The organism is Bradyrhizobium sp. HKCCYLS2038, from assembly GCF_051167655.1.
GTDB lineage: Bacteria > Pseudomonadota > Alphaproteobacteria > Rhizobiales > Xanthobacteraceae > Bradyrhizobium.
Genome location: NZ_JBNPTM010000006.1, coordinates 1 through 21260 on the forward strand (window position 1 = coordinate 1; position 21260 = coordinate 21260).

The 21260-nt window shown below is 65.8% G+C and carries 25 protein-coding genes; 3 read left to right on the forward strand and 22 right to left on the reverse strand.

Going from position 1 to position 21260, the window contains the following annotated elements:
* From ACQR1I_RS25130 to ACQR1I_RS25160, 7 genes are all read right to left on the reverse strand, one after another.
* A partial coding sequence (locus ACQR1I_RS25130) for a molybdopterin cofactor-binding domain-containing protein (RefSeq protein ID WP_434888849.1) occupies positions 1–1166 on the reverse strand: 1166 nt, incomplete at its 3' end.
* Complete coding sequence (locus ACQR1I_RS25135; RefSeq protein WP_434869101.1) at positions 1163–1651, reverse strand: (2Fe-2S)-binding protein; 489 nt, start codon at positions 1649–1651, stop codon at positions 1163–1165. The genes ACQR1I_RS25135 and ACQR1I_RS25130, both read right to left, overlap by 4 nt.
* A gap of 179 nt (positions 1652–1830) precedes the next feature.
* Positions 1831–1929, reverse strand: coding sequence for a pyrroloquinoline quinone precursor peptide PqqA (pqqA, locus tag ACQR1I_RS25140; protein WP_434869100.1), 99 nt, complete (start codon positions 1927–1929; stop codon positions 1831–1833).
* Positions 1930–2060: 131 nt separating this feature from the next.
* The gene (locus ACQR1I_RS25145) at positions 2061–2693 is read right to left on the reverse strand and encodes a hypothetical protein (RefSeq protein WP_434869099.1); all 633 of its coding nucleotides are present in this window, start codon (positions 2691–2693) and stop codon (positions 2061–2063) included.
* Positions 2690–3220 carry a c-type cytochrome gene (locus tag ACQR1I_RS25150; protein WP_434869098.1) on the reverse strand — a complete coding sequence of 177 codons (531 nt, stop codon included), beginning with the start codon at positions 3218–3220 and terminating at the stop codon, positions 2690–2692. Before ACQR1I_RS25150 ends, ACQR1I_RS25145 begins: the two co-directional genes overlap by 4 nt.
* Positions 3221–3285: 65 nt before the next feature.
* Positions 3286–5064, reverse strand: coding sequence for a PQQ-dependent dehydrogenase, methanol/ethanol family (locus ACQR1I_RS25155; protein WP_434869097.1), 1779 nt, complete (start codon positions 5062–5064; stop codon positions 3286–3288).
* An 83-nt stretch (positions 5065–5147) separates the two neighbouring features.
* A complete protein-coding gene (locus ACQR1I_RS25160) occupies positions 5148–5573 on the reverse strand; it encodes a copper chaperone PCu(A)C (protein WP_434869118.1) in 426 nt (141 codons plus the stop codon).
* 231 nt (positions 5574–5804) lie between these two features.
* Here ACQR1I_RS25160 and ACQR1I_RS25165 point away from each other — a divergent pair, with 231 nt between their 5' ends.
* The 3 genes from ACQR1I_RS25165 to ACQR1I_RS25175 all read left to right on the forward strand — a co-directional run bounded on the left by ACQR1I_RS25165 (position 5805) and on the right by ACQR1I_RS25175 (position 8199).
* On the forward strand, positions 5805–6521 hold the full coding sequence (locus ACQR1I_RS25165; protein WP_434869096.1) for a GntR family transcriptional regulator: 717 nt from the start codon (positions 5805–5807) through the stop codon (positions 6519–6521).
* The gene (locus tag ACQR1I_RS25170) at positions 6518–7204 is read left to right on the forward strand and encodes a GntR family transcriptional regulator (protein ID WP_434869095.1); all 687 of its coding nucleotides are present in this window, start codon (positions 6518–6520) and stop codon (positions 7202–7204) included. Before ACQR1I_RS25165 ends, ACQR1I_RS25170 begins: the two co-directional genes overlap by 4 nt.
* A gap of 134 nt (positions 7205–7338) precedes the next feature.
* Positions 7339–8199, forward strand: coding sequence for a formate/nitrite transporter family protein (locus ACQR1I_RS25175; RefSeq protein WP_434869094.1), 861 nt, complete (start codon positions 7339–7341; stop codon positions 8197–8199).
* 18 nt (positions 8200–8217) lie between these two features.
* Here the strand turns inward: ACQR1I_RS25175 and ACQR1I_RS25180 are convergent, their stop codons facing one another.
* The 15 genes from ACQR1I_RS25180 to ACQR1I_RS25250 form a co-directional block, all read right to left on the reverse strand.
* The gene (locus tag ACQR1I_RS25180) at positions 8218–9585 is read right to left on the reverse strand and encodes a sensor histidine kinase (protein ID WP_434869093.1); all 1368 of its coding nucleotides are present in this window, start codon (positions 9583–9585) and stop codon (positions 8218–8220) included.
* Positions 9560–11017, reverse strand: a complete 1458-nt coding sequence (locus ACQR1I_RS25185) for a sigma-54-dependent transcriptional regulator (RefSeq protein ID WP_434869092.1) — start codon at positions 11015–11017, stop codon at positions 9560–9562. Before ACQR1I_RS25185 ends, ACQR1I_RS25180 begins: the two co-directional genes overlap by 26 nt.
* Positions 11018–11025: 8 nt before the next feature.
* Entirely contained in the window at positions 11026–12066 is a 1041-nt protein-coding gene (hypE, locus tag ACQR1I_RS25190) for a hydrogenase expression/formation protein HypE (protein WP_434869091.1), read from the reverse strand.
* Entirely contained in the window at positions 12063–13190 is a 1128-nt protein-coding gene (gene hypD, locus ACQR1I_RS25195) for a hydrogenase formation protein HypD (RefSeq protein ID WP_434869090.1), read from the reverse strand. Before hypD ends, hypE begins: the two co-directional genes overlap by 4 nt.
* Positions 13187–13423, reverse strand: a complete 237-nt coding sequence (locus tag ACQR1I_RS25200; RefSeq protein ID WP_434869089.1) for a HypC/HybG/HupF family hydrogenase formation chaperone — start codon at positions 13421–13423, stop codon at positions 13187–13189. The genes hypD and ACQR1I_RS25200 overlap by 4 nt, the downstream gene beginning before the upstream one ends.
* Positions 13423–15681 (reverse strand): carbamoyltransferase HypF, encoded by a 2259-nt coding sequence (gene hypF, locus ACQR1I_RS25205; protein ID WP_434869088.1) that lies wholly within the window; start codon positions 15679–15681, stop codon positions 13423–13425. Before hypF ends, ACQR1I_RS25200 begins: the two co-directional genes overlap by 1 nt.
* A complete protein-coding gene (hypB, locus tag ACQR1I_RS25210; protein WP_434869087.1) occupies positions 15678–16664 on the reverse strand; it encodes a hydrogenase nickel incorporation protein HypB in 987 nt (328 codons plus the stop codon). Before hypB ends, hypF begins: the two co-directional genes overlap by 4 nt.
* Positions 16664–17005 carry a hydrogenase maturation nickel metallochaperone HypA gene (gene hypA / locus ACQR1I_RS25215; RefSeq protein WP_434869086.1) on the reverse strand — a complete coding sequence of 114 codons (342 nt, stop codon included), beginning with the start codon at positions 17003–17005 and terminating at the stop codon, positions 16664–16666. Before hypA ends, hypB begins: the two co-directional genes overlap by 1 nt.
* Positions 16998–18098 (reverse strand): nickel-dependent hydrogenase large subunit, encoded by a 1101-nt coding sequence (locus ACQR1I_RS25220; RefSeq protein WP_434869085.1) that lies wholly within the window; start codon positions 18096–18098, stop codon positions 16998–17000. The genes hypA and ACQR1I_RS25220 overlap by 8 nt, the downstream gene beginning before the upstream one ends.
* Entirely contained in the window at positions 18095–18604 is a 510-nt protein-coding gene (gene hybE / locus ACQR1I_RS25225) for a [NiFe]-hydrogenase assembly chaperone HybE (protein ID WP_434869084.1), read from the reverse strand. Before hybE ends, ACQR1I_RS25220 begins: the two co-directional genes overlap by 4 nt.
* Positions 18601–18813, reverse strand: coding sequence for a rubredoxin (locus ACQR1I_RS25230; protein WP_434869083.1), 213 nt, complete (start codon positions 18811–18813; stop codon positions 18601–18603). Before ACQR1I_RS25230 ends, hybE begins: the two co-directional genes overlap by 4 nt.
* Entirely contained in the window at positions 18810–19673 is an 864-nt protein-coding gene (locus tag ACQR1I_RS25235) for a hydrogenase expression/formation C-terminal domain-containing protein (RefSeq protein WP_434869082.1), read from the reverse strand. The genes ACQR1I_RS25230 and ACQR1I_RS25235 overlap by 4 nt, the downstream gene beginning before the upstream one ends.
* Positions 19670–20116, reverse strand: coding sequence for a hydrogenase accessory protein (locus tag ACQR1I_RS25240; RefSeq protein ID WP_434869081.1), 447 nt, complete (start codon positions 20114–20116; stop codon positions 19670–19672). The genes ACQR1I_RS25235 and ACQR1I_RS25240 overlap by 4 nt, the downstream gene beginning before the upstream one ends.
* A gap of 224 nt (positions 20117–20340) precedes the next feature.
* Entirely contained in the window at positions 20341–20631 is a 291-nt protein-coding gene (locus ACQR1I_RS25245) for a HypC/HybG/HupF family hydrogenase formation chaperone (RefSeq protein WP_434869080.1), read from the reverse strand.
* A gap of 26 nt (positions 20632–20657) precedes the next feature.
* The gene (locus ACQR1I_RS25250; protein WP_434869079.1) at positions 20658–21260 is read right to left on the reverse strand and encodes a HyaD/HybD family hydrogenase maturation endopeptidase; all 603 of its coding nucleotides are present in this window, start codon (positions 21258–21260) and stop codon (positions 20658–20660) included.

Consider the following 21260-nt stretch of genomic DNA (forward strand, 5'->3'; position numbering starts at 1 on the left):
GCGAACTGATTGCCGGAGTAGATGTGCAGGATGTCGCCCTTGAACTCGGCGGTCGCGTTCATCGGCTCCATCGGCGCGTGGATATTGATGCTGGTGGTGTACTCCGCCTCCAGCACCTTCACCGCGCCGGCGAGCGCCGCATTGGCATCGCCGTCCTTGACGAAGAACTGCCCGGCGTCGTCCTGCGCCTGCAGCCGCATCGCCTCGGTGATGATCGAGTCGGTGCTGACATTGGCGTACGGGCCCTTGTCGTAGCTGATCTTGAGCGCGTCCGCCGCCTTCCTGGCGTTGGCAAAGGTCGAGGCCACTGCGACCACCCAGCCCGAGGTCGAGCCGGTCTTGTCATCGAGCACGACCGCCTTGATGAAGCCCGGCACCTTCTTGGCCTCGGAGTCGTCGACCGCCGTGACGGTCGCGCCGAAGCGCACCGGCGGCGTCACCACCTTGCCGTAGACCATGCCCGGCAGCATCGTATCGATGCCGTACTTCGCCGTGCCGTTGGTCTTCGACGGGATGTCGATCTGCGGCACCGAGACGCCGATCATCGTGTACTGATCAGGTGTCTTGAGCGTGATCGCCTTCAGCTCGTCCGGCGTGAAGCTCTTGGTGATCTTGCCGCTCTTGACGATCTCGGCATAGCTCATCTGCTTCTTGGACTTCGCATGCATCACGATGCCGTCGCGCACCGTGAGCTCCTTGGCCGGTACGCCCATCGACGCGGCTGCCGCCTCGGTGAGCGCGATGCGCCCTGCGGCGCCGGCGCGGCTCATGGCGTCGAAGTTCATCATCGTGCTCCAGCTGCCGCCGGTGATCTGGGCGCCGAGCACGGGATCGTTGAACTTCGGATCGTTGGAGGCGAGCTGGACGCGCATGTCCTTCCAGGCCGCACCCAGCTCCTCGCAGACGATCTGCGCCATGGTCGAGGCGATGTGCTGACCCATATCTGCCTTGCCGCAGGTCACGGTGACGAGACCATCGGGGGCGATCGAGTACCAGACGCTGGGCTCGAAGGCCGACGGCGTCGTCGCGGCAAGCGCGGAATCGGCGAGGCCGGCATAGCCGAGCACGAGGCCGGTGGCGGCGGTGCCGACCAGGAAGGAGCGGCGGCTGAGATCGGGGGCCATATCTGGTGCCATGGTGGGCGCTGCTTTCACGTGCTGGTTCATGTCGCCCTCCGGTCGCTGGTGTTGGACGCGGTGCGCATTTCCGACGCGGCGCGCTGGATCGCCTTCTGGATCCGCGAATAGGTCATGCAGCGGCAGAGGTTGCCGTCCATGTGCGCTGTGATCTCCTCCTTGGTCGGGCTCGTCGTCTTGGCCAGCAGCGAGGCCGCCTGCATGATCTGGCCGGACTGGCAGTAGCCGCATTGCGGCACCTGCTCGGCGACCCAGGCCTTCTGCAAGGGATGATCGCCCTTCTGCGACAGGCCCTCGATGGTGGTGATCTTCTTGTCCTTGACGTCGCCGACCATGGTCTGGCACGAGCGCACGGCCTCGCCATTGACATGCACGGTGCAGGCGCCGCACAGCCCCGCGCCGCAGCCGAACTTGGTGCCGGTCATCTGCAACTGCTCGCGGATGACCCATAGCAGCGGCGTATCGCTCGCCGCGTCGACAGAGACGTCTCTGCCGTTGATACTGAGTTTCGCCATTGCCAAGAACCTCCTTACGGGACGGATTTGCTCTGCAGCGAACGCCCATCGGCGTCCCGGCTCATCTCGGCCGCGCGGCGCCCCATCGCCCGCACGCTCGCCGGATCGTGAAGTTGCAGTCTCGACTCGCGGCGGCGACACAGGCGGCCGCCGCCGCGATGACGTCAGATCAGCTCTTGTCAGCTCTTGCGCTCGGCAGCCTTACGGGCGGCGCAGGCGTACATGTTGATTTCCATGCCGACGGGCACTTCGACGATCTTGGGGGCAGTCCAGCTCATGCTCGTTCTCCCGGAGAGGATGATGAACGCCGCGACCGGCGGCCACCTGCATCTCCGGCAACTCTCCGTAACCCGGCGACTGCAAGCGTGACGCGCATGCTCCCGCCCGTCCTGGCAGGAGCATCTCGGGATTAATTCGTCTGCTTCGCGATCCGCACCAGCGTCTGGTCGACGAAGCTCTTGGCGTCCTGATCAGGCCTGCGGAACAGCTCGCGCTCGACGGTGAGCGTGCGACCGGGCACCACCTTCTTGCAGACCTCGCGCAGGAACACACCGCCGACGGGCTGCTCACCCGCGGTAGGCTGCTGTTCCTTGCAGTCCCAGCCCTCGGCGCCGTAGCGCGACTTCACCTGGTTGCCGAGCAGGAACGCCTTCTTGCGGATGTAGAGCCGCGCCTTCGGATCAGTCTCGATGGTCAGGCCGCTGACCGTGCCCTTGTCGTCGACCAGCGCGGTCAGCAGCACGGGGTGACCGGCGACCTTGGTGCCGTCCTGGCTGGTCTCCGGATCGAACTCGAAGCGCACCGCACGCGTGCCTTGCGGGTCGGCGGGACAATCGCGCCAGCCGGACCACGCGTTGAGCTTGCGCTCCGCATCCTTGGCGCAGGTCAGATTGACATAGCCGGCATCCGGCAGATCACCGATCGGCATGCCGACGGTGATGTCACGCAGATCGTAGTTCGGCACGGCCTGCGCCGAAGCGGGATGCATGACGAAAGACAGCAGCAACGTTGCGAAGATGGCGGCGCAGGTTGAACGCTTCATTTTGACGGCTCGCTTGCAGGCTTGGTGGCGTTCGTCTTGTAGATGTCGCAGACCCGGGAGGTGGTGCCGAAGAAGGCGGTGCACTCGTCATAGTTCGGCTCGCCGCGGCCCTTGATGTGAGCGAGAACGTAGTCCGCGACGGCCTCGATGTCGTTCGGCCGCAGGAACACGCCGCCCTCCGGCGGCATGCGCTCGCCGACGTCCTGGCGACTCATGCCGTAGCACTTCGTGGTGTCGTAGGAACCGCGCGCGAAATACGGCATGCCCGTTCCGGGCCGGCCGCAGGTCACGGTCTCGATGATGTGCTCGCGGTTGAGCTCGGTCTTGCGCAGCGACAGCGCGTCGCCGCCATAGCCGCCGCCGCCATTGCCGTGCCATTTGTGGCAGCCGACGCAATTGGCGCGCTTGAACACGGCTTTGCCGGCCTCGGTCGGATCGACCGGCGCGGCTGACTGAGCCGACGCGACCGACGCGGAGAAGAGGACGAGAGCCGACGCCACGGCAGACGTGATCGCACTGAGTTTCATCTGATCTTCTTGTCGAACAAGGGAGATGGAAGGAGCGGAGGCAACGCCTCCGCTCCTTGCTCTGATCACAGCGAGAAGACGTAGAGCATCGAGCCGGGCTGGATCTTCTTCAGCTCGGGCGTGGCTTCGATGAACCACTTATCCCACGCACCGCCGAGACCAACCAGGATCGCGACATACTGCTTGCCGTCGACCGAGAACGTCACGGGAGGCGCATTGACGCCGCCGCCGGTGTTGAACTCCCAGAGCTTCTGCAAGGTCTTGCCATCGAGCGCCATCACCTCGCCCGAGGGCTGGCCGGTGAAGACGAGGTCAGGCGTCGACAGCATGCCGCCGAGATTCGGGAACGGCGTCTCCATCTTGCCGGCGATCTTGCCTGTGGTGACGTCGATCGCGGTCACGCTGCCCGTGATCTTGAACGGCTGGCTCGGTCCGCCACCCGTCCAGAACTCACGCGCCTTCAGCTTGTCCTTGGTCGCTTCCTCGACGGTGATCCGGTTGCAGCTCTCGATCACCGGAATGTACCAGAGCTTGAGATCCGGATTATACGAGGTCGGCGGCCAGTTCTTTCCGCCCATGTTACCCGGGCAGATGTCCGCGACCTTGTTCTCGCGATGCGGCGTCACTGACGCATTGTAGCGCTGCACCGGGTTCTTCGGATCGTACTCGATCGGCTTGCCGGTCTCGGCATCGAGCCCCTTGGTCCAGGTGACCTTCTTGACGAACGGCAGGCCCCACAGGAACTTGCCGTTGGTGCGGTCGATCGCATAGGCGAAGCCGTTGCGATCGGCCTCGAGCGCGAGCTTCAGGGTCGAGCCGTTCGGCGCGGGCACGTCGACCAGGACGTTCTCAGCAACGCTGTCATAGTCGTAGGGATCGTTCGGCGTGTGCTGATAGTGCCACTTGATCTTGCCGGTGTTGGCGTCGAGCGCTAGCGAACTGTCGGTGTAGAGGTTGTCGCCCGGACGATAGGCGTTGTCCCAGTCCGGACCGGGGTTGCCGACGCCCCAGATGATGGTGTCGGTCGCCGGATCGTAGGTGCCCGTGACCCAGGTCGAGCCACCGCCGGCCGCAGCCGCGTCGTTGCTGTCCTTCCAGGTCTCGCTGCCGGGCTCGCCCTTCGCCGGAATGGTGTGGGTGCGCCAGACTTCCTTCTGCGTGGTGAGATCGGTGGCGGCGATCCAGCCGCGAATGCCGTATTCGGCACCGGCTACGCCCGACACGGCCATGTTCTTCACGATCAGCGGCGCGCCGGTGATCACTTCGCCCTTGTCGGGATCGGCAACCTGACGCTGCCAGGCGACCTGTCCGGTCTCCTTGTTGGTCGCGATCAGACGGCCATCGAGCGTGTGCGAGACGACGAGATTGCCCCACAACGCGACGCCGCGGTTGTCGACGCCGCAGCAGGCGACTGCGCCGGCCCAGTCGTGATCCGTCTTCGGATCCATCTTCCAGACCAGCTGGCCTTTGCCGCCGCGCGCGTCGATCTTGTAGACCGAACCCCAGCCGTCGGTGACGTAGATCATGCCGTTCTCGACGATCGGCGTACCCTCAAGACCGCCATGGCTCCAGATGCCGCCGCCCTCGACGCCACCCAGGTGCATGGTCCAGGCGACCTTGAGATTCTTGACGGTGTCCTTGTTGATCTCCTTCAGCGCTGAGAAGCGCGTCCCCGAGTAGTTCTTGTGATGATGCAGCCAGTTGCCGGCTTCCTTGTCAGCATTGAGCAGCCGCTCCGGCGTCATCTCGTCGGCGGCGCGCGCCGGCGAGGCCAGATTGAAACAAGCAAAGGCCGCGCTGGCGAGCAGCATCGCCCGCAGGGTTGTCCTGACGTTGATCCTCATCGTTTCCTTCTCCCGTCTTGATTATCAGTTCGAACGAAAACCACTCCGCCGGTGAGCGAAGGGCCGCAGGCGACAAACAGGCTTCAGGGGGACTTGCGAACCTCGACCTCCGTTTCGATGGATCCTGCTTTTTGAAACACGATCGTGCAGGTGAAGCGCTTGCCGGGCTCGAGCGGCTCGCGGGTCTGCAGCAGCATCACATGATAGGAGGTCGGCAGCAGCACCAGCGTGCTGCCTGCAGCGACGGGAATGTTCGGAATCGAGCGCATCGCTGGCGCGCCCTCGCCCCGATCGACGGTGTGACGTTCCGAGAAATTCGCGATCGGACAACGCACGCGCATCAGCGCTTCCGGCGCCGTCGTTTCGTTCTTGATCGTGATCAGCAGCGGAATGTCGCGCCCGACCTCGGGCGCCGCGGGCACCCAGGCATCGGACAGCGTCAGCCCCTCTCCCGCGAACGCAAGATGCCAGGAATCAAAAGCCACCAGCCCAACGAGCGCTGCCAACAGCCCGCCAAGGGCATTGGCCAATAGGCGCACGCGCACGCTGCCCTCCGAGGGAGCCGAGCAATCGTAAACTCGCTTCTGACGAGCCGGATGATCCGACACGGACGCCCTCCCCGGTACGATGAAGCCGTTTTGTGTTGGCTTCCTTTTTCTGAATTCGTACTCTGAATTCGAATTCCTGGCAAATGGATTTTCACCCTTGACGTGCTAACCTGCGCGAAATTGTGATGCCCCATGCGAATCGAGACTTCTGCTCCCTCCCTGGTCGACCAGGTCGTTGAAGCCATCACTGACGAGATCGTCAGTGGCGTGCTCACCTCCGGCTCCCGACTGATCCAGGACGACCTGGCCAAGGCCTATGGCGTGTCGCGCCAGCCCGTGCAGCAGGCGCTGGTGCTGTTGCGCGGATGCGGGCTGGTGCAGAGCGCCCCCGGGCGCGGACTGATCGTGGCGCCGCTCGACCCGCGTCTCGTCCGCGATCTCTACGAGATGCGCGCCGTTCTCGAAGGGCTCGCGGCGCGGCTTGCCGCCGAGCGCGCGAGCCGGCGCGCAGCAAGCGAAGGTCCCGCCTACATCGTCGCCGGGCACGAGGCCGTCAGGAGCGGGCTGGTCAGCCGCAAGATCGAGACGGACATCGCCTTTCATCGTTTCCTGAGCAGCCTGTCCGGCAATACGCTGATCGACGAGACGATGGCGCCGCATTGGCCCTACCTGAAGCGCGTCATGTCCGAGGTGCTGCAGAAAGAGCAGAGCATGTCGCAGACGGTCTGGGACGAGCACGAGGACATTCTCGCCGCCGTGATCGAGGGCCGCAGCGCCGACGCCGAGCGGCTGAGCCGCGAGCACATCACGCGGGCGGCCGCCGTCTTCATCCATCGCCTCGAGGCGCAGCAGGAGAGCAGGCCGATGCAGCGGCGCACCCTCTCGGCGCGAAAGGTCCCGTTGACGTGACGCCGCTGAAGACCCAGCCCAACCTGACGGAACGCGTCTACCAGCGCATCCTCTCCGACATCGTCGGCGGCGAGTTGCCGGAATCGGCCCGCCTGATCCAGGACGACCTGGCGCGTGACCTCGGCGTCTCACGGCAGCCGGTGCAGCAGGCGCTGCTGCTGCTGCGCAATCAGGGATTCGTCCGTGAGGCTCCCGGACGCGGGCTCGAAGTTGCGCCGATCGACACCGACTTCATCCGCAATCTGTATGAAATCCGCGCCGTCGCCGAAGGCCTCGCCTGCCGGCTTGCCGCGACCCGAGGCGCAGAGCGGGCCGCCAAGGAAGGCCCCAGGCTGATCGAGGAAGGCCGCCGCGCCGAGCGCGAGCATTCGGTCGAGAAGCTGATCGAGGCCGACGTCAAGTTCCACGAATTCCTCTACGCGATCTCCGGCAATTCCGTCATCCAGGACACCACCCAGCCGCATTGGCTGCATCTGCGCCGGCTGATGGGCGAGGTCTTGATGCGCGATGAGACCCCGCGCCGGATTTGGGACCAGCACGAGGAGATCCTCTGTGCGGTGATCGCGGGCGATGCGCAGAAGGCCGAAGATCTCGCGCGGCAGCACATCACGCGCACCGCCACCGTGTTGTTGGCGCGGCTATCCAAACAGCGCGATCGCGTACCCGTCGCAACGCCCTCCTGATGAGGCGCTGACCGCATCGCGCCGCATCCCGCGGTCAGGAACTTTGCCAGCTTGTCGGACGTTCAGGCCGAAGGGAGACCTCGATCTCCGTTCAGCGTCGGTAACAGCCCGCGCCAGCCGACGGAGTATCCGACGTGAGCAGCAAGGCCACCGCGCCGACGTTCAGCCCGGCCGCCGACATTGAAGGCGTCTCGGATCAGCAGCGGCGCGAGATCCAGGCGCAAAGCCGGCCGAACGCGGCACTGATCCACGAGACGATCCGCGCCGAAGGCGAGAGCGAGCTCGAGCGGCGCTGGTGGGCGATCCTGCTATCGGGCCTCGCTGCGGGCCTGTCGATTAGCCTCTCGCTGATCGTGCAAGGCGAATTCCACGCCTTCGTGTCCGACGAGGCTGCGCGGCGGCTGTTCGCGCCGCTCGGCTATACCGCCGGCTTCCTGGTCGTGGTGCTCGGCCGGCAGCAATTGTTCACGGAGAACACGCTCACGCCGATCCTGCCGCTGCTGCATCATCGCGACATGAAGACGCTCGGCCAGGTCGCACGTCTGTGGACCCTGGTGCTCATCGCCAACGTCGCAGGGACATGGGCAGCGGCCGCCACGCTGGCGCACACCGACGTGTTCGAGCCGCGCATCGTCGATGCCTTCACCGAGATCAGCCGTCACACCGTCGAAGGGCCTTTCTCGACCACCTTTGCGCGCGCGGTGTTCGCGGGCTGGCTAATCGCCTTGATGGCCTGGCTGCTGCCGGCCGTGCGCGGAGCCCGCGCCCATATCGTGGTGGTGATGACCTATCTGGTGGCGCTGGGGCAGTTCGCGCACATCGTCGCCGGCTCCGTCGAATGCGCATTCCTCGTGTTCAAGGGAGAGGTCTCGCTCGCCGACTATGTCGGCGTCTTCTTCGTTCCGACCTTGCTGGGCAATATCGTCGGCGGCACGACGCTGGTGGCCATTCTCAATTATGGACAGGTCGCGGCCGAGCTCGACCAGGACGGTTGAACGGGAACGCGCCGGCCGTCACGCCGCGGGAAGAGCAAACGAGAACGTCGCCCCGCCCTCCGGCTCGTTGCGGGCGGAGAGCTCGCCGCCATGCTCGCGGACGATGCCGTAGCTGATCCACAGCCCAAGCCCCGTGCCCTCCCCGACGCGCTTGGTCGTGAAGAACGGCTCGAAGATGTGGCTGAGATGATCCTTGTCGATCCCCGGACCATTATCGGTGATCCGGAAAGCGATCTCGCCGCCCTGCCGCGATGCTGCGACCACGAGGCGCGGCAGCTCGGTCGAGCGCATTGCATCGATGGCGTTCTCGACGAGATTGACGATCACCTGATGCAGCTGGCCTTCATTGCCTGAGATCCATAGGTCGGGCTCGACCTCGACCTGGATGTCGACGCGGTGCTGCTTGGTACGCCCGGCCCACAACACCGCGGTGTTGACCAGCCGCTCGATGTTGACGCGCTCGACCTCGCCGAGCTTTGAGAACGACAGCCGGCGCAGGTTCTTGACGATCTCGCTGATCCGCACCGCACCTTCGAGCGTGCCCTCGATCAGCGGCCCGAAATCCTCGAGGATGGCATCGATCCGCAGATCGGACCGCAACGCCGTCAGTTCATCGGCCACCGGCTGCTCGTGCACGGCATCGAGATAGCCGACCAGCGAGGTCCTATAGCGCATCAAGGTATGAATGTTGCCGTACACGAAGCTGATCGGATTGTTCAGCTCGTGCGCGACACCGGCGACGAGGCGGCCGAGGCTCGCCATCTTCTCCTGCTCGACCAGCTGGCGCTGCGCCCGCTGCAGCTCGTGATGCGCCTTGTGCAAGGCTTCATAGGCACGCCGCAGCTCGCCGATCGGCCGTCCCGTCAGCACGACGCCGATGAAGCGGCCGCGATGGTCGTGCCGGGGTGAGCTGTTGATGGCGAACAGGTCGGAGCTTGCGCCGTCGGCGGCAAAGCGCAGCTCGCCATCGACCACTTCGGCGCTGCTGCGCGGCTTCAGCAGGGCGACCAGCTTGCTCCGGTGATCGAGCTCGATCAGCTCGGAGATGTCGCGACCGACGATATCAGCCAGAGCGCGGCCGGAGGTCTGCTGGAACGCCGAGTTGGCCTGCTGCACGTTGCCCCTGGCGTCGCAGACGACCAGGATGTCCGAGACCGACTCGATGACGTTGGTGACGAACGCCTGGGCCTCTTCGAGCTCCGCGTTCTTGTGCTCGAGATCGACCTCGTAGCGCAGCAGGTCGGAATAGACCTCATCCATCTTGCGGATGACTTCGATCCACACGCCTTCGCGTTCGCTGTCGAGCTCGAGCGTGCTGCTGCTCGCGATCAGCTTGAGAAGCGTATCGGCTCCCGAGCCCTCAGGAGAATGCGTGGCCTTTGCCATTTTTCTTCAGATCGTATCTCGACAATTTGTTCCGCAAGCCCACCCGCGACAGGCCGAGCTCGCTCGCGACACGGCTGATGTTACCATCATATTTCTCGAGACAGTGAACGATGATGGTCTTTTCCAGATCCTCCACCCTGTCCTTCAGGCTGCCCGAGCCGTTCAGTTTGCCATTGGCCGTGGCAGGCGCGGCGCGGCGGCCGTTGCGCCGGCCGCCAAAGGGCGGGCAGCGCAGCTCGTCGGCATCCGCGAGCACGACCATGCGCTGGATCTCGTTCTGCAGCTCGCGGACATTGCCGGGCCAATGGTATTTCGAGAATTCCTCCAGCGCCGGCGGCGCAAAGCGCAGATGCGGCCGGTTGAACGAGATCTTCACCGCCGACAGCACGCCCTCCGCGATCAGCGGAATGTCCATCGGGCGCTCGCGCAGCGAGGGCATGTGCACCGGGAACGCCGCGAGCCGGTAGTAGAGGTCGCGGCGGAAGCGGCCGGCCTCGACCTCGGCCTCGAGATCCCGATTGGTGGCGGCGACCACGCGCACGTCGACCTTGCGCACGCGCTGGGCGCCGAGCGGCCGGATCTCACTCTCCTGCAGCACGCGCAGCAGCTTGACCTGGAACGCCGGCGAGGTCTCGCCAATCTCGTCGAGGAAGATGGTGCCGCCATCGGCGACCTCGAACAGGCCGATGCGGTCCTGGTAGGCGCCGGTGAAAGCGCCCTTCTTGCAGCCGAACAGCTCGCTTTCCAGCAACTCGTCGGGCAGCGCGCCGCAATTTTCGACCACGAACGCCTTGTTGGCGCGGCCCGAGCCGTAATGGATGGCGCGGGCGAGCAGTTCCTTGCCGGTGCCGGATTCGCCGGTGATCAGCACCGAAATGTCATAGTCGGCGGCGCGGCGGCCGAGCTCAATGACGTTGCGCATCGGGCTCGCCGGCGAATGCACGATACGATCGAAATCATACAGCTTTTTGGCGGCGCCGCGCTTGACCGAGACGACCTTCTTGATGTGGTCGGGCGTGGCCTTGACGTCGACGCCCGCGGTCTCCGTCTCCTTCTGCAGGCGATAGAGCTGCACGGCCTCGCGCACGATCTCGATCAGGCGGTCCGGCTGCCAGGGCTTTGTGATGTACTGATAGATGCCGGCCTCGTTGAGGCCGGCGATGATGTCCTCGGAATCCGAATAGCCCGAGATGATCATCCGGACAGGATCAGGCCACAGCTCGCGCACGCGCTTCAGGAAGCTGACGCCGGATTCCTGCGGCATGCGCTGGTCGCAGATCACGGCATGCACGATCTCGCCCTCGAGCAGCTTCTCCGCATCGCTGGTGTTGCCCGCGCACAGCACCTCGAAATCCTGGTTGAGGACGCGCCGCAGCGCCTCCTGCGACCGGATCTCGTCATCCACGACCAGTATCGTTCCCTGGATGCCCATCGTCCGTCTCAGCAGATCCGCGGCAGCTGTTCGCCCGACAGCCAGTCGACGATGCGCCCGCCGCCGAAGCTCGTCGCCATCTGCACGAAGCGATGATCGTCGGCCACCGCTTCGCCGATATCGGCCGAATCGCGTCCCAGCGGATGCGCCTTCATGGCGGCGAGTACGGCGCCGGCTTGCGCCGGGGCAACGACCGCGACCAGCTTGCCTTCATTCGCGACATGCAGCGGATCGAGCCCGAGCAGTTCGCAAGCTGCGGCAACCGCCGGCTTCACCGGAATCGTCTCCTCCTGCAGGCGGAAGCCGAGATTGGATTGCTGGGCGATCTCATTCATCGTCGCTGCAAGTCCCCCGCGCGTCGGATCGCGCATCAGCCGGATTCCCTGTCCGCCAGCCGCCACCATAGCGGCCACGAGATCATGCAGGGAGGCCGAATCCGACACGATCTCGGTGTCGAAGGTCAGGTTCTGACGCTTCGACATGATGGCGACGCCGTGATCGCCCAGGCTGCCGGACAGCAGCACGCGATCGCCCGGCCGCGCCTTGTCAGCGGAAAGATCAAGGTCCTCGGGCAGCACGCCGACACCGGCGGTGGAGATGAAGACGCCGTCGGCCTTGCCGCGCTCGACCACCTTGGTATCGCCGGTGATGATCGCGATGCCGGCGTCTCGCGCGGCCTGCCCCATGGCGTCGGCGATGCGCTTCAAATCGGAGAACGGAAACCCCTCCTCGATGATGAAGCTAGCGGAGAGATACAACGGCTTGGCGCCGGCCATTGCGATGTCGTTGACGGTGCCGTGCACCGCGAGCGAGCCGATATTGCCGCCGGGAAAGAACAGCGGCGAGACGACGTAGCCGTCCGTGGTCATCACCATGCGCCCGGCAGCGACGTCGAACGCCGACTGATCGTTGCCGCGCGCCAGCCATTCGTTGCCGAAGGCCTCGTGGAACAGCCCGGCGATCAGCTGCGCCATCGCCCGGCCGCCGGCGCCGTGCGAGAGATCGACGCAGCCGTTCTTCAGGTCGAGCCGGCGCTGATGCATGCTCATGATGCGAGCCTCCGCTGATGGTCGCGGAAGCGGCCATAGGTCCAATGCGCCGCGCAAGCGCCTTCCGACGACACCATGCAGGAGCCGATCGGCGTCTCCGGCGTGCAGGCCGTGCCGAACAGCTTGCAGTCGACCGGCTTCTTCAACCCGCGCAGGATCGCCGGACATTCGCAGGCCGGATTGTCGGCCACGACCAGCTCGGCCATGCCGAAGCGCTGCTCGGCGTCGAGATGCGCGAAAGCGGGCCGCAGCTTCAGGGCGCTCGCCGGGATGCTGCCGAGGCCGCGCCACTCGAACTGATCGCGCAGCTCGAAGATCTCCGCGACCTCCCGGATGGCGCGCTGGTTCCCGCTGCCGGTGACCGCACGGCGATACTGGTTCTCGACCTCATAGCGGCCGTCGTTCACCTGCTCGATCAGCATCAGAATCGCCTGCATCATGTCGAGCGGCTCGAAGCCGGCGATCACGACCGGCTTGCCGTCGTTGCGCGCAAATGGCGCATAGGGCTCGGTGCCGATCACCGTCGACACGTGAGCCGGACCGACGAAGCCGTCGATCTCCACGGTCTCCTTGCTGTCGAGGATCGCGCGCATTGCCGGCGGCGTCAGCACGTGATTGCAGAACACGCTGAAGTTCTTAAGTCCCTTCTTCTCGGCAGCCCGGATCATCACGGCGGTCGGCGGCGTCGTGGTCTCGAAGCCGATCGCGAAGAACACGACCTCGCGCGCCGGGTTCTGCTCGGCGAGCGCGATCGCATCCAGCGTCGAATAGACCATCCGGATATCAGCGCCGCGTGCTTTGGCCTTTAGCAGCGAGGCGCCGCGCGAGCCGGGCACCCGCATCAGGTCGCCATAGACGCAGAGGATCACCTCCGGTCGTTCGGCCAGCGCAATCGCCATGTCGATGCGGCCGGCCGGCAGCACGCACACCGGGCAGCCGGGACCGTGGATCATGCGGACATTATCGGGCAGCATGTCTTCCAGGCCATAGCGCGCAATCGCATGCGTATGGCCGCCGCAGAACTCCATGAAGCGATAGGCGCGCGATGGATCGGCCTTCGCCCGGATCGCGCGCGCGAGCCCGATCGCCAGCTCCTTGTCGCGAAACTCGTCGGCATATTTCATGGTCTGACCTCCGCGACTGCCTGTCCCATCTGCCGGAGCAGATCGAGCGTCTCGCGCGCCTCCTCCGGATCGATCTTCGCCAGCGCGTGGCCGACATGGAGAATGACGTAGTCGCCGATCGCGATCTCCTCGATCAGCGCGACCGACACCTCCTTGCTGACGCCGTCGATCGAGACGATCGCCATGTCGTCAGGCAGCAGCTTGATCACCTCGGCGGGAATGGCCAGGCACATCAGACGATCCCTCCAGATTGTTTGTCGTCGTCGATCAGCTGCAGGCCTGCCACCCAGGCCTGCCCCAGACTGAGGCCACCATCATTCGGCGGCAGTCGGCGCGGCAGCAGCGGAGCGAGCCCGGCGGCGCGGCAGCCGCGCACGATCTCATCGGCGAGAATAGCGTTGAGGAAGCAGCCTCCGCTCAGCGCTACGGTGTCGATGCCGCTGCGCCGCGCAACGCTCGCGATCCAGTCGACGCATGCCGCGGCGAGGGTGCCATGAAACAGTCCGGCCGCTTCGCCCGCATCGACGTCGGACGCGATCAGATGCGCCAACAGCGGCCGCAGCGACAGCACGCCATCGGTGATGGTCCAGCCCCGTGGCAGCACCGCGGGCTCCCGGACCAGCGCCTCCAGCATCATGGCGGCCTCACCTTCATAGCGCTGGACGGCGCTGACACCGAGCAGTCCGGCGACGGCATCGAACAGCCGGCCGGCGCTGGTCGTCACCGGACTGTCGGCGCGATCGAGCAACATCGGCAAGTGACGCGCCTGCGGCTGATCCGCGAAGCGCGAGGCGATCTCGGCAGCGCGGCCGGCATCGTGCAGCACGGCCGCCGCCATCCGCCACGGCTCGCGCGCGGCGCGATCGCCGCCCGGCATCTTCAGTGGCGCGAGATGGCCAAGGCGCTGGACGCGGGTTCCCTCGCAAGACAGCAACTCACCGCCCCACGCGCCGCCGTCACTGCCATAGCCATAGCCATCCAAGACCAGCGCGAGCGCGGGCTCCGTGCGGCCGTGCTCGGCCAGGACGGAGGCGGCGTGGGCATGGTGGTGCTGCACGGGCAGCGTCGGCAAGCCCCGCGCCAACGCGAAGCGGGTCGAGGCCATGTCCGGATGCAGGTCATGCGCGATGACAACCGGCGCAACGTCGAGAACCGACGTGAGATGGCTGATGGTTTCCTCGAAGAAGCGGATCGCTGCGGCCCTATCGAGATCACCGAGATGCTGCGAGACGAACGCCTCGTCGCCGCGCGTCGCCGTGACCGTCGCCTTCAACTGCGCGCCGACTGCGAGCACCGGCGGCATGCTGCGCCCCAGCCGGATCGGCTCCGGAACGTAGCCGCGGGCGCGCCTGATGAAACGCGGCGCGCCGGCCATCACCGCGACCACGGAATCGTCAGCGCGGATGACGATGTCGCGGTCATGCGTGACGATCAGATCCGCGATATCGGCGAGATCGGCCTTGGCCTCGTCATTGTCGGTGAGGAGCGGCTCGCCGCTCGGATTGGCGCTGGTGCAGACCAGCGCCCAGCGGGTCTCGCCATCGTACGCGCGGAGCGCGTGGAAGATCAGATGATGCAGCGGCGCGACCGGAAGCATGACACCGATCTTCGCCAGCCCCGGCGCGACCGAGCGCGCAACGCGATGGCGCGAGCGCAGCAGCACGATCGGCCGCGCCACCTGCTCCAGCAGCGCGCGCTCGTCTGCGCCGATCGGGGCGACATCGGTCGCGGCTTCCACGCTGTCCAGCATGACAGCGAACGGCTTGCCGTCGCGCTGCTTGCGCGCGCGCAGACGCTGGACAGCGTGCTCATCGCGCGCATCACAGAGCAGTTGATAGCCGCCGAGGCCCTTGATGGCGACGATCTTGCCCGCGGCCAGCGCCGCCGCGATATCGGCGATCCCATGACTCAGTTGCGGACCGCAACGCGGGCACGAGATCGCCTCGGTATGAAACCGGCGTCCAGCGGGATCGTCGTAGTCCGCGCGGCACTCCGCGCACATCGGAAACCGCTTCATCGCTGTGGTCGCGCGGTCGTAGGGTAGTCGCTCGGCAATGGTAAAGCGCGGGCCGCAATGCGTGCAGTTGACGAAGGGATAGAGATGGAAGCGACTGGCGGGATTAAACAGCTCGGCCAGGCACGCCGCGCAGGTCGCAGCGTCCGGGACGATCCGCGTCGTCACCCGGCCGCCCCTGCTCTCGGCAATACGGAAGTCCGCGCTGGAATCGGCCGTGACCGGCTCCACTGCGATGTCATCGATGCGCGCCAGCGGCGGCATCTGGCGCGGCAGCGCGTCGACGAAACGGGCGACCTCTTCACCTTCGACCTCGATGACGACGCCGTCGGCATCATTGGCAACGAAGCCGCCGAGTCTGTAGCGCGTGGCCAGGCCATGGACATAGGGGCGGAAGCCGACGCCCTGCACGGCGCCGCGAACGCGGAGCCGGAGGCGCGGGCGATCCACCGCCGATGGCAGGCCAGGCATGCTCATGGCTGTACAGCTGACAGCGCGCTGGCCCGCATCCGCTCGCCCTGCTTGCGGATCCAGGCATAGAAGGCCGAAAAACCTTCGCCGGTCTTGGCCGAGATCGTCAATACCTCGATCTTTGGATTGACGCGTCGGGCATATTCGATCGTCTGCGCCAGATCGAAATCGAGCACCGGCGCCAGGTCGATCTTGTTGATCAGCATCAGCGCCGACGCCGCGAACATGTCCGGATATTTGAGCGGCTTGTCTTCGCCCTCGGTGGTCGAGAACACGACGATCTTGCAGGCCTCGCCGAGATCGAAGGCCGCCGGGCAGACCAGATTGCCGACATTCTCGATGAACAGCAGGCCGCCGCGCAGCGCCGGCAACCGGCCATAGGCCTCGCCGACCATCGCCGCGTCGAGATGACAGCCCTTGCCGGTGTTGATCTGGATCGCCGGCACGCCGGTCGCGCGGATGCGCTCGGCGTCGTTCGAGGTCTGCTGATCACCCTCGATCACTGCAACGGGCCGGCTCTGCTTAAGCTCGGACACGGCCCTCACCAGCAGCGAGGTCTTGCCAGCACCAGGGCTCGAGACGAGATTGAACGCGAGCACGTCATGGGCCGCGAAGCGCGCGCGGTTCTCGGCCGCCAGCCGATTGTTCTTGCCGAGAATGTCGCGCTCGATCTGGATGATGCGCCCGCTCGACAGGCCGGCGATCTCCTGACCGGCCGGGTTGGCCGAGCAGTCGATGCGATCGACCGCGCCATGGGAATGATGGTCGTCATGCGCGTGGTCATGATCATGATGATCATGGCCATGATGGTGGTGATGATCGTGATCGTGGTCGTGACTATGATGATCGTGATGGTGATGATGGCCGTGGTGATGATGGTGACCATGATCATCCCCATGAGCATGATGATGGTGATCACCATGATCGTGTTGATGATCGCCATGTTCGATGGCGGACTTGCCGTCACCGCAGCCACAGACAGTACACATCACTCGACCTCCAGCTCCTTGACCCGCATGTCTTCCCCGCCCGTGACCTGCAGCTGATGGCTGCCGCATTCGGGACAGGCGTCATAGCGTTGGGCGATCTCGACGCTGCGCGAGCAGCCCAGGCACCACGCCGTGCCCTTCTGTTCAATGATCTCGAGCGCCGCCCCTTTCGCGATCGTATTCGCGGTGACCGCCTCGAAGCAGAACCGCAGGGCGTCCGGCGCAACATGGCTCAGCGCGCCGATCTCGAGCCACACGGTCTTCACCTTGGAGAACGCGCTCTTGCGCGCCTCCTGCTCGACAATCTCGACGATGCCCTCGCACAGCGCCATCTCATGCATCGGCCATCTCCCGGACCACCAGGCGACAGCCGACGCAGGCATCGAACGCGCCGATCATTGCCTCGACCGCGGCGTGATCGGTGGCGTCGCGCAGCTGGGCCCCGGTCAGGCTGTTCACCACGGGACCGCGCGGATGGAAATTCCATTCCGTCGGCGCGAGGTAGTCGAAGCGCGTGATCGCGCCCTGAGCGTCGAGTTCAACGAAGTGGTACAGCCGCCCGCGCGCGCATTCGACCGCGCCGGCGCCACGCCGCGGCCCCATCGCAAAGCTCGCGACGAGACGGTCATCGCTGGCCTCATCCTCGGCCTCGCCGACCTCGATCCAGCGCGCGAGCCCGGCGAGTTCGGCGACCCTGGCCGACAGGCGCTCTAGCGGTCCCGCGGTTTGTCGCGCACCGTGCCCCGCATGCCGGGCCCACACGCCGGTCTCCGGCACACGGCCATCGAGATCCGGCAAGTCCGCGAACGCCGAGTCCGGCTCCGCCAGCCGGGCGACGACGTAGGCATCGTCGACCGCCGAGAGCACGCCATGCTCGGGCGACATGGGCTTCCATCCTTCATCGGCAGCAATTGCCGCTGCCATCAACGATGCGAGCGGAGTTCCCGGCAGGACGAGCTCCGACACCAAGCCTATGCCCAAGGCCGACAGGCCCATCTTGATCTGTGACAAGGTTTCCACCCGGGGCAAATCGGGCTCGACGTCGCCGGATGCGCGCTGCAGCGACGCGGCGGCCCTCAGCAGGTGCTGCGCCAATTGCGCGATGCCGCGATCCCCAGCCAGCGGGCCGAGCAGCAGCCCGCGCAACATCTCCACAAACCGCTCGCTGATGACAGCCTTGATGCGACGGTGATGCGTCAAGGATGACGGCTGCTCGCCGCGCGCCGCCTCGAGCGCCGAGATCAGCGCGACCTGATGCGCTCCGGCGCACAGCGAGAACAGGCGCGGCAGTGTCGCGAGCAACGTCTCGGCCGGCTTGCCGGCGAACAGACGTCCCAGCGGCGGACGCGTGCGCGGCTGGATATCCACGCCGGTGATCACCTGATCGGCAACCGACAGCGTCACGTCGATGTGGTTGCGGAAGGCCAGCGTCATGGACGCCCCTCCGACAGCGTGCCGCGCAGGAAGGCGCGGCGGTCGATTGCGCCGGATGGCTTTCCGGCTGGCACGGCTGACGCTTCGTCCTCCGGCGGAGTCATGATCGCAACCAACGCCGCATCGGCGGCCGCGCGCGCCGCGGCCATGTCCTCGAACTCGAACATCGGCGAGAACAACGAACAGCTCGCAATCTGCCCTATTCCGGCGACCTCGCCGATCGTGAACTCGAAGCCACCAGCGGGAAGTGCGATCGTCACGGACGATCGGGCCGCACCTTGTGCGACCGGAGTAACCACATTCAGGAACCAGGGCGTGATGACGATACCGATCGTCCGTCCCTGAATGCTGGTGAAGCCGATCGCTTCGACGGCAAGCGCATCGTGATAGATCGGCAGGTCGCGCATCACGCGCTCGCCGATGTCCTGATAGCTTCGTGCCAGGCGTTCGCCCCACGCGACAGGCGTGACGTCGTCAGTCACCTGCCCGGCCACGGCGGCGCTCATGACTCCACCGCCATGAACTTCGCCTTCGGCGCATCGCAGTTCGGGCAATGCCACTCGTCCGGCAGTGCGGAGAACGGCGTGCCCGGCGCGATCTGCGCGACGGCATCGCCCTCGGCCGGGTCGTACCGCGTCCAGCAGATGCCGCACTCCAGCAGCACGTCGTCGGCGAGATCGCTGCGCACGCCGAAATTCTCAAAGCCTCCGCTCATGAGAAATAGGCCTCGATGATCTGCTTCAGACGTTCGGCCGAATCCTCGAAATCCTCTGATGCTGCGAGCGCGACCACCGGCACGCCTCCGACCTCGAGCGTGTCGAGGATGATCGTGTCCATGGCGTTGAAGAACTGCACCGACCAGACGTGGCGTACGCCGGTTGCGAGCACGCGGCAGGTGCCGTAGCCGCGCGACATCAGCTGGATCGGCCCGTTGCCGAGCGTCTCCTGCAGGAAGCTCATGTCGACGGCACTCATCGGCAGCAGCGTGAAGTTGATCGTCTGCGAGCGCTGGCCCGGACGCCACGACAGCGCGCGCTCGCGGATCTCGGCGAGCACCGGCAGCGCGTTCATCGTTCCCTCGGGTGCGGCCCCGATGACGATGTCGGAGGCGGTCAGATCGGCAGCCGCGCGCGCGACGATCTCCGGGACGGCGCCGATCTCGATGTAGTCGTGGCTGTCGTCCCGCTCCAGCCGGACCCGCCAAATGCCCGCCAGCACGGATTCCTGGATCTGCGCAAGCGTCCCGTCGGGCAAGGCCACCACGCCGGCGACCTCGCCTTCTCCGAGCACGTCGTCGATCAGGCGGCGTTCGAGGTCGTTGAGACCGGCGAGCCGGAACAACTGCGTCGGCGCATCGGCGGTTTGCGTTGCGACGGCGGATGCGATCGTCGACAGCAGTTCGACTGCGCGCGGGCAGCTTCGCGCCAGCGCCTCCGAATCCAGCGTGGCGAGCTTGGCCAACGCGCCGGAGGCCGTCAGCCCCTTGTACTGCGCCTCGAGCGCCTCTTCGCCGATTGGAAACACGCTGACCGGCTGCTCCGCGCCTTCGGGCGCGATCCAAAACCCGGGTTTCATCGGTCGGCTCCTGACGGCTGATGGGACGGAATGATGCTGGCGACCACTGCGGCTGTTGCGCCTGCAGGGCGATCGATCAGCCGCGAGATGCGCTCGACATAGACCGACCAGTCCTGAATCTTCGCGATCAGTCCGAGCGCCTCGGTCCCGCGGCACAGGATCAGGCTCGGCTGCACGCGCACGCCGAACCTTGTCGCGAGTTCGGCTTCGGCATCGCGCGCGATGACAGCCCCACGCAGCCGCCCCTGAAATGCCGTGATCAGCTCCGGCAGCACGATCGCGACATCGAGCGCTTCGGGAAAACGCACGGGATCTCCGGCGGACAGCAGCACGGCAATCGTGCCGGCGCGATGCGCGTCATCGAGGAAGCCGTCGACCGTGGTGGCGTCGACCTCCGGCAATCCGTTTCGCCTGCGCGCGGGATCACGCTGCAGCATCTCCATCGACGTCTCCCCCTGACCAGTTATCGTTGACGTGTTCTGAATGGTCAGCAATCAACGTGCCAGACACCGGGCTTGCGGCGACCTCAGCAAGATATTGAAAATTCTACGTATTCTTAGAAGCCCGAGTTCCACCGACAAACTTGCCAAGGAACTTTGCAGACGAAGCCTGCCAACTTTCTTTATAGATGGCAACCTTGTTTCCGGCGGACGGCGGAGCAAAGGCCCTAGCGCAGATGCTCCGGGAGCTGCGGCTCGCGGCCGACCAGGTCGGCAAAGAAGTCGTCGCAGTTCTCGCCATTCATCGCCGCGTGCAGCCCCCGCAGCGCCTCGCCGATCAGCCGGGCTTCATCGTCGTCGAGCACGCGAACGGCGTTGTCGAGATAGACCAGCACCTTCGCGCCGACGGGCGGATCGGACAGCAGCAGCACCGAGACGCGGCGCTGCTCACCATCGAGACTGCACAGCGCCGAAACGCCGTCAGTCTCCACGATGGTCATCGGCAGACCCAGGCACATGTCACTCTCCCTCGCGGGCCAGGGCCTCACTCTGCCGCGTCGGCCCGCATCTCGTAGCTGTGATGATCGATGTCGTTGGCGAGCAATCGCGCGTCGCCGGCGAGCGGCTCCGGCCGCAGCACGGCGGGCGCGCCCCACTCCGCGAGCAATGCGCAGGCAAGCTCGATCGCCGGCGCGATCTGCGCACGCACCGGGGCGGTGAGCGGCCCGCCCCAGTCCTCGAGGTCGAGCGGCTGGCAGCCGATCAGCGCCAGACGGCGCGGGTAGCGGCCGAGCAGATCGGCGGCGCTGAGGACCTCCTGGAAGCCGGTCTGGTGCAGGCTCATCTTCTTGGCGCCGGTGAAACGCGGCACCTCGTCATCACGGACGAGCTTGAGCTCGCCCGGAACGAGACCGTAGTCGATGGCGTCGAACACGATCAGGTCGTCGGCCTCCTCGACGTAGTTGACGAGATAGAGTCCCTGCGTGCCGCCATCGAGGATCGTGACGTTGTCGGGCACAGTGTAGCGGCGGTGGAATTCCTCCACCACGCGCACGCCAAAGCCTTCGTCCGCCCACAGGATGTTGCCGATCCCGAGCACCAGGATGCGGTTACGCCCGACCTCGCCCATGACCACTTGCTCCGTCAT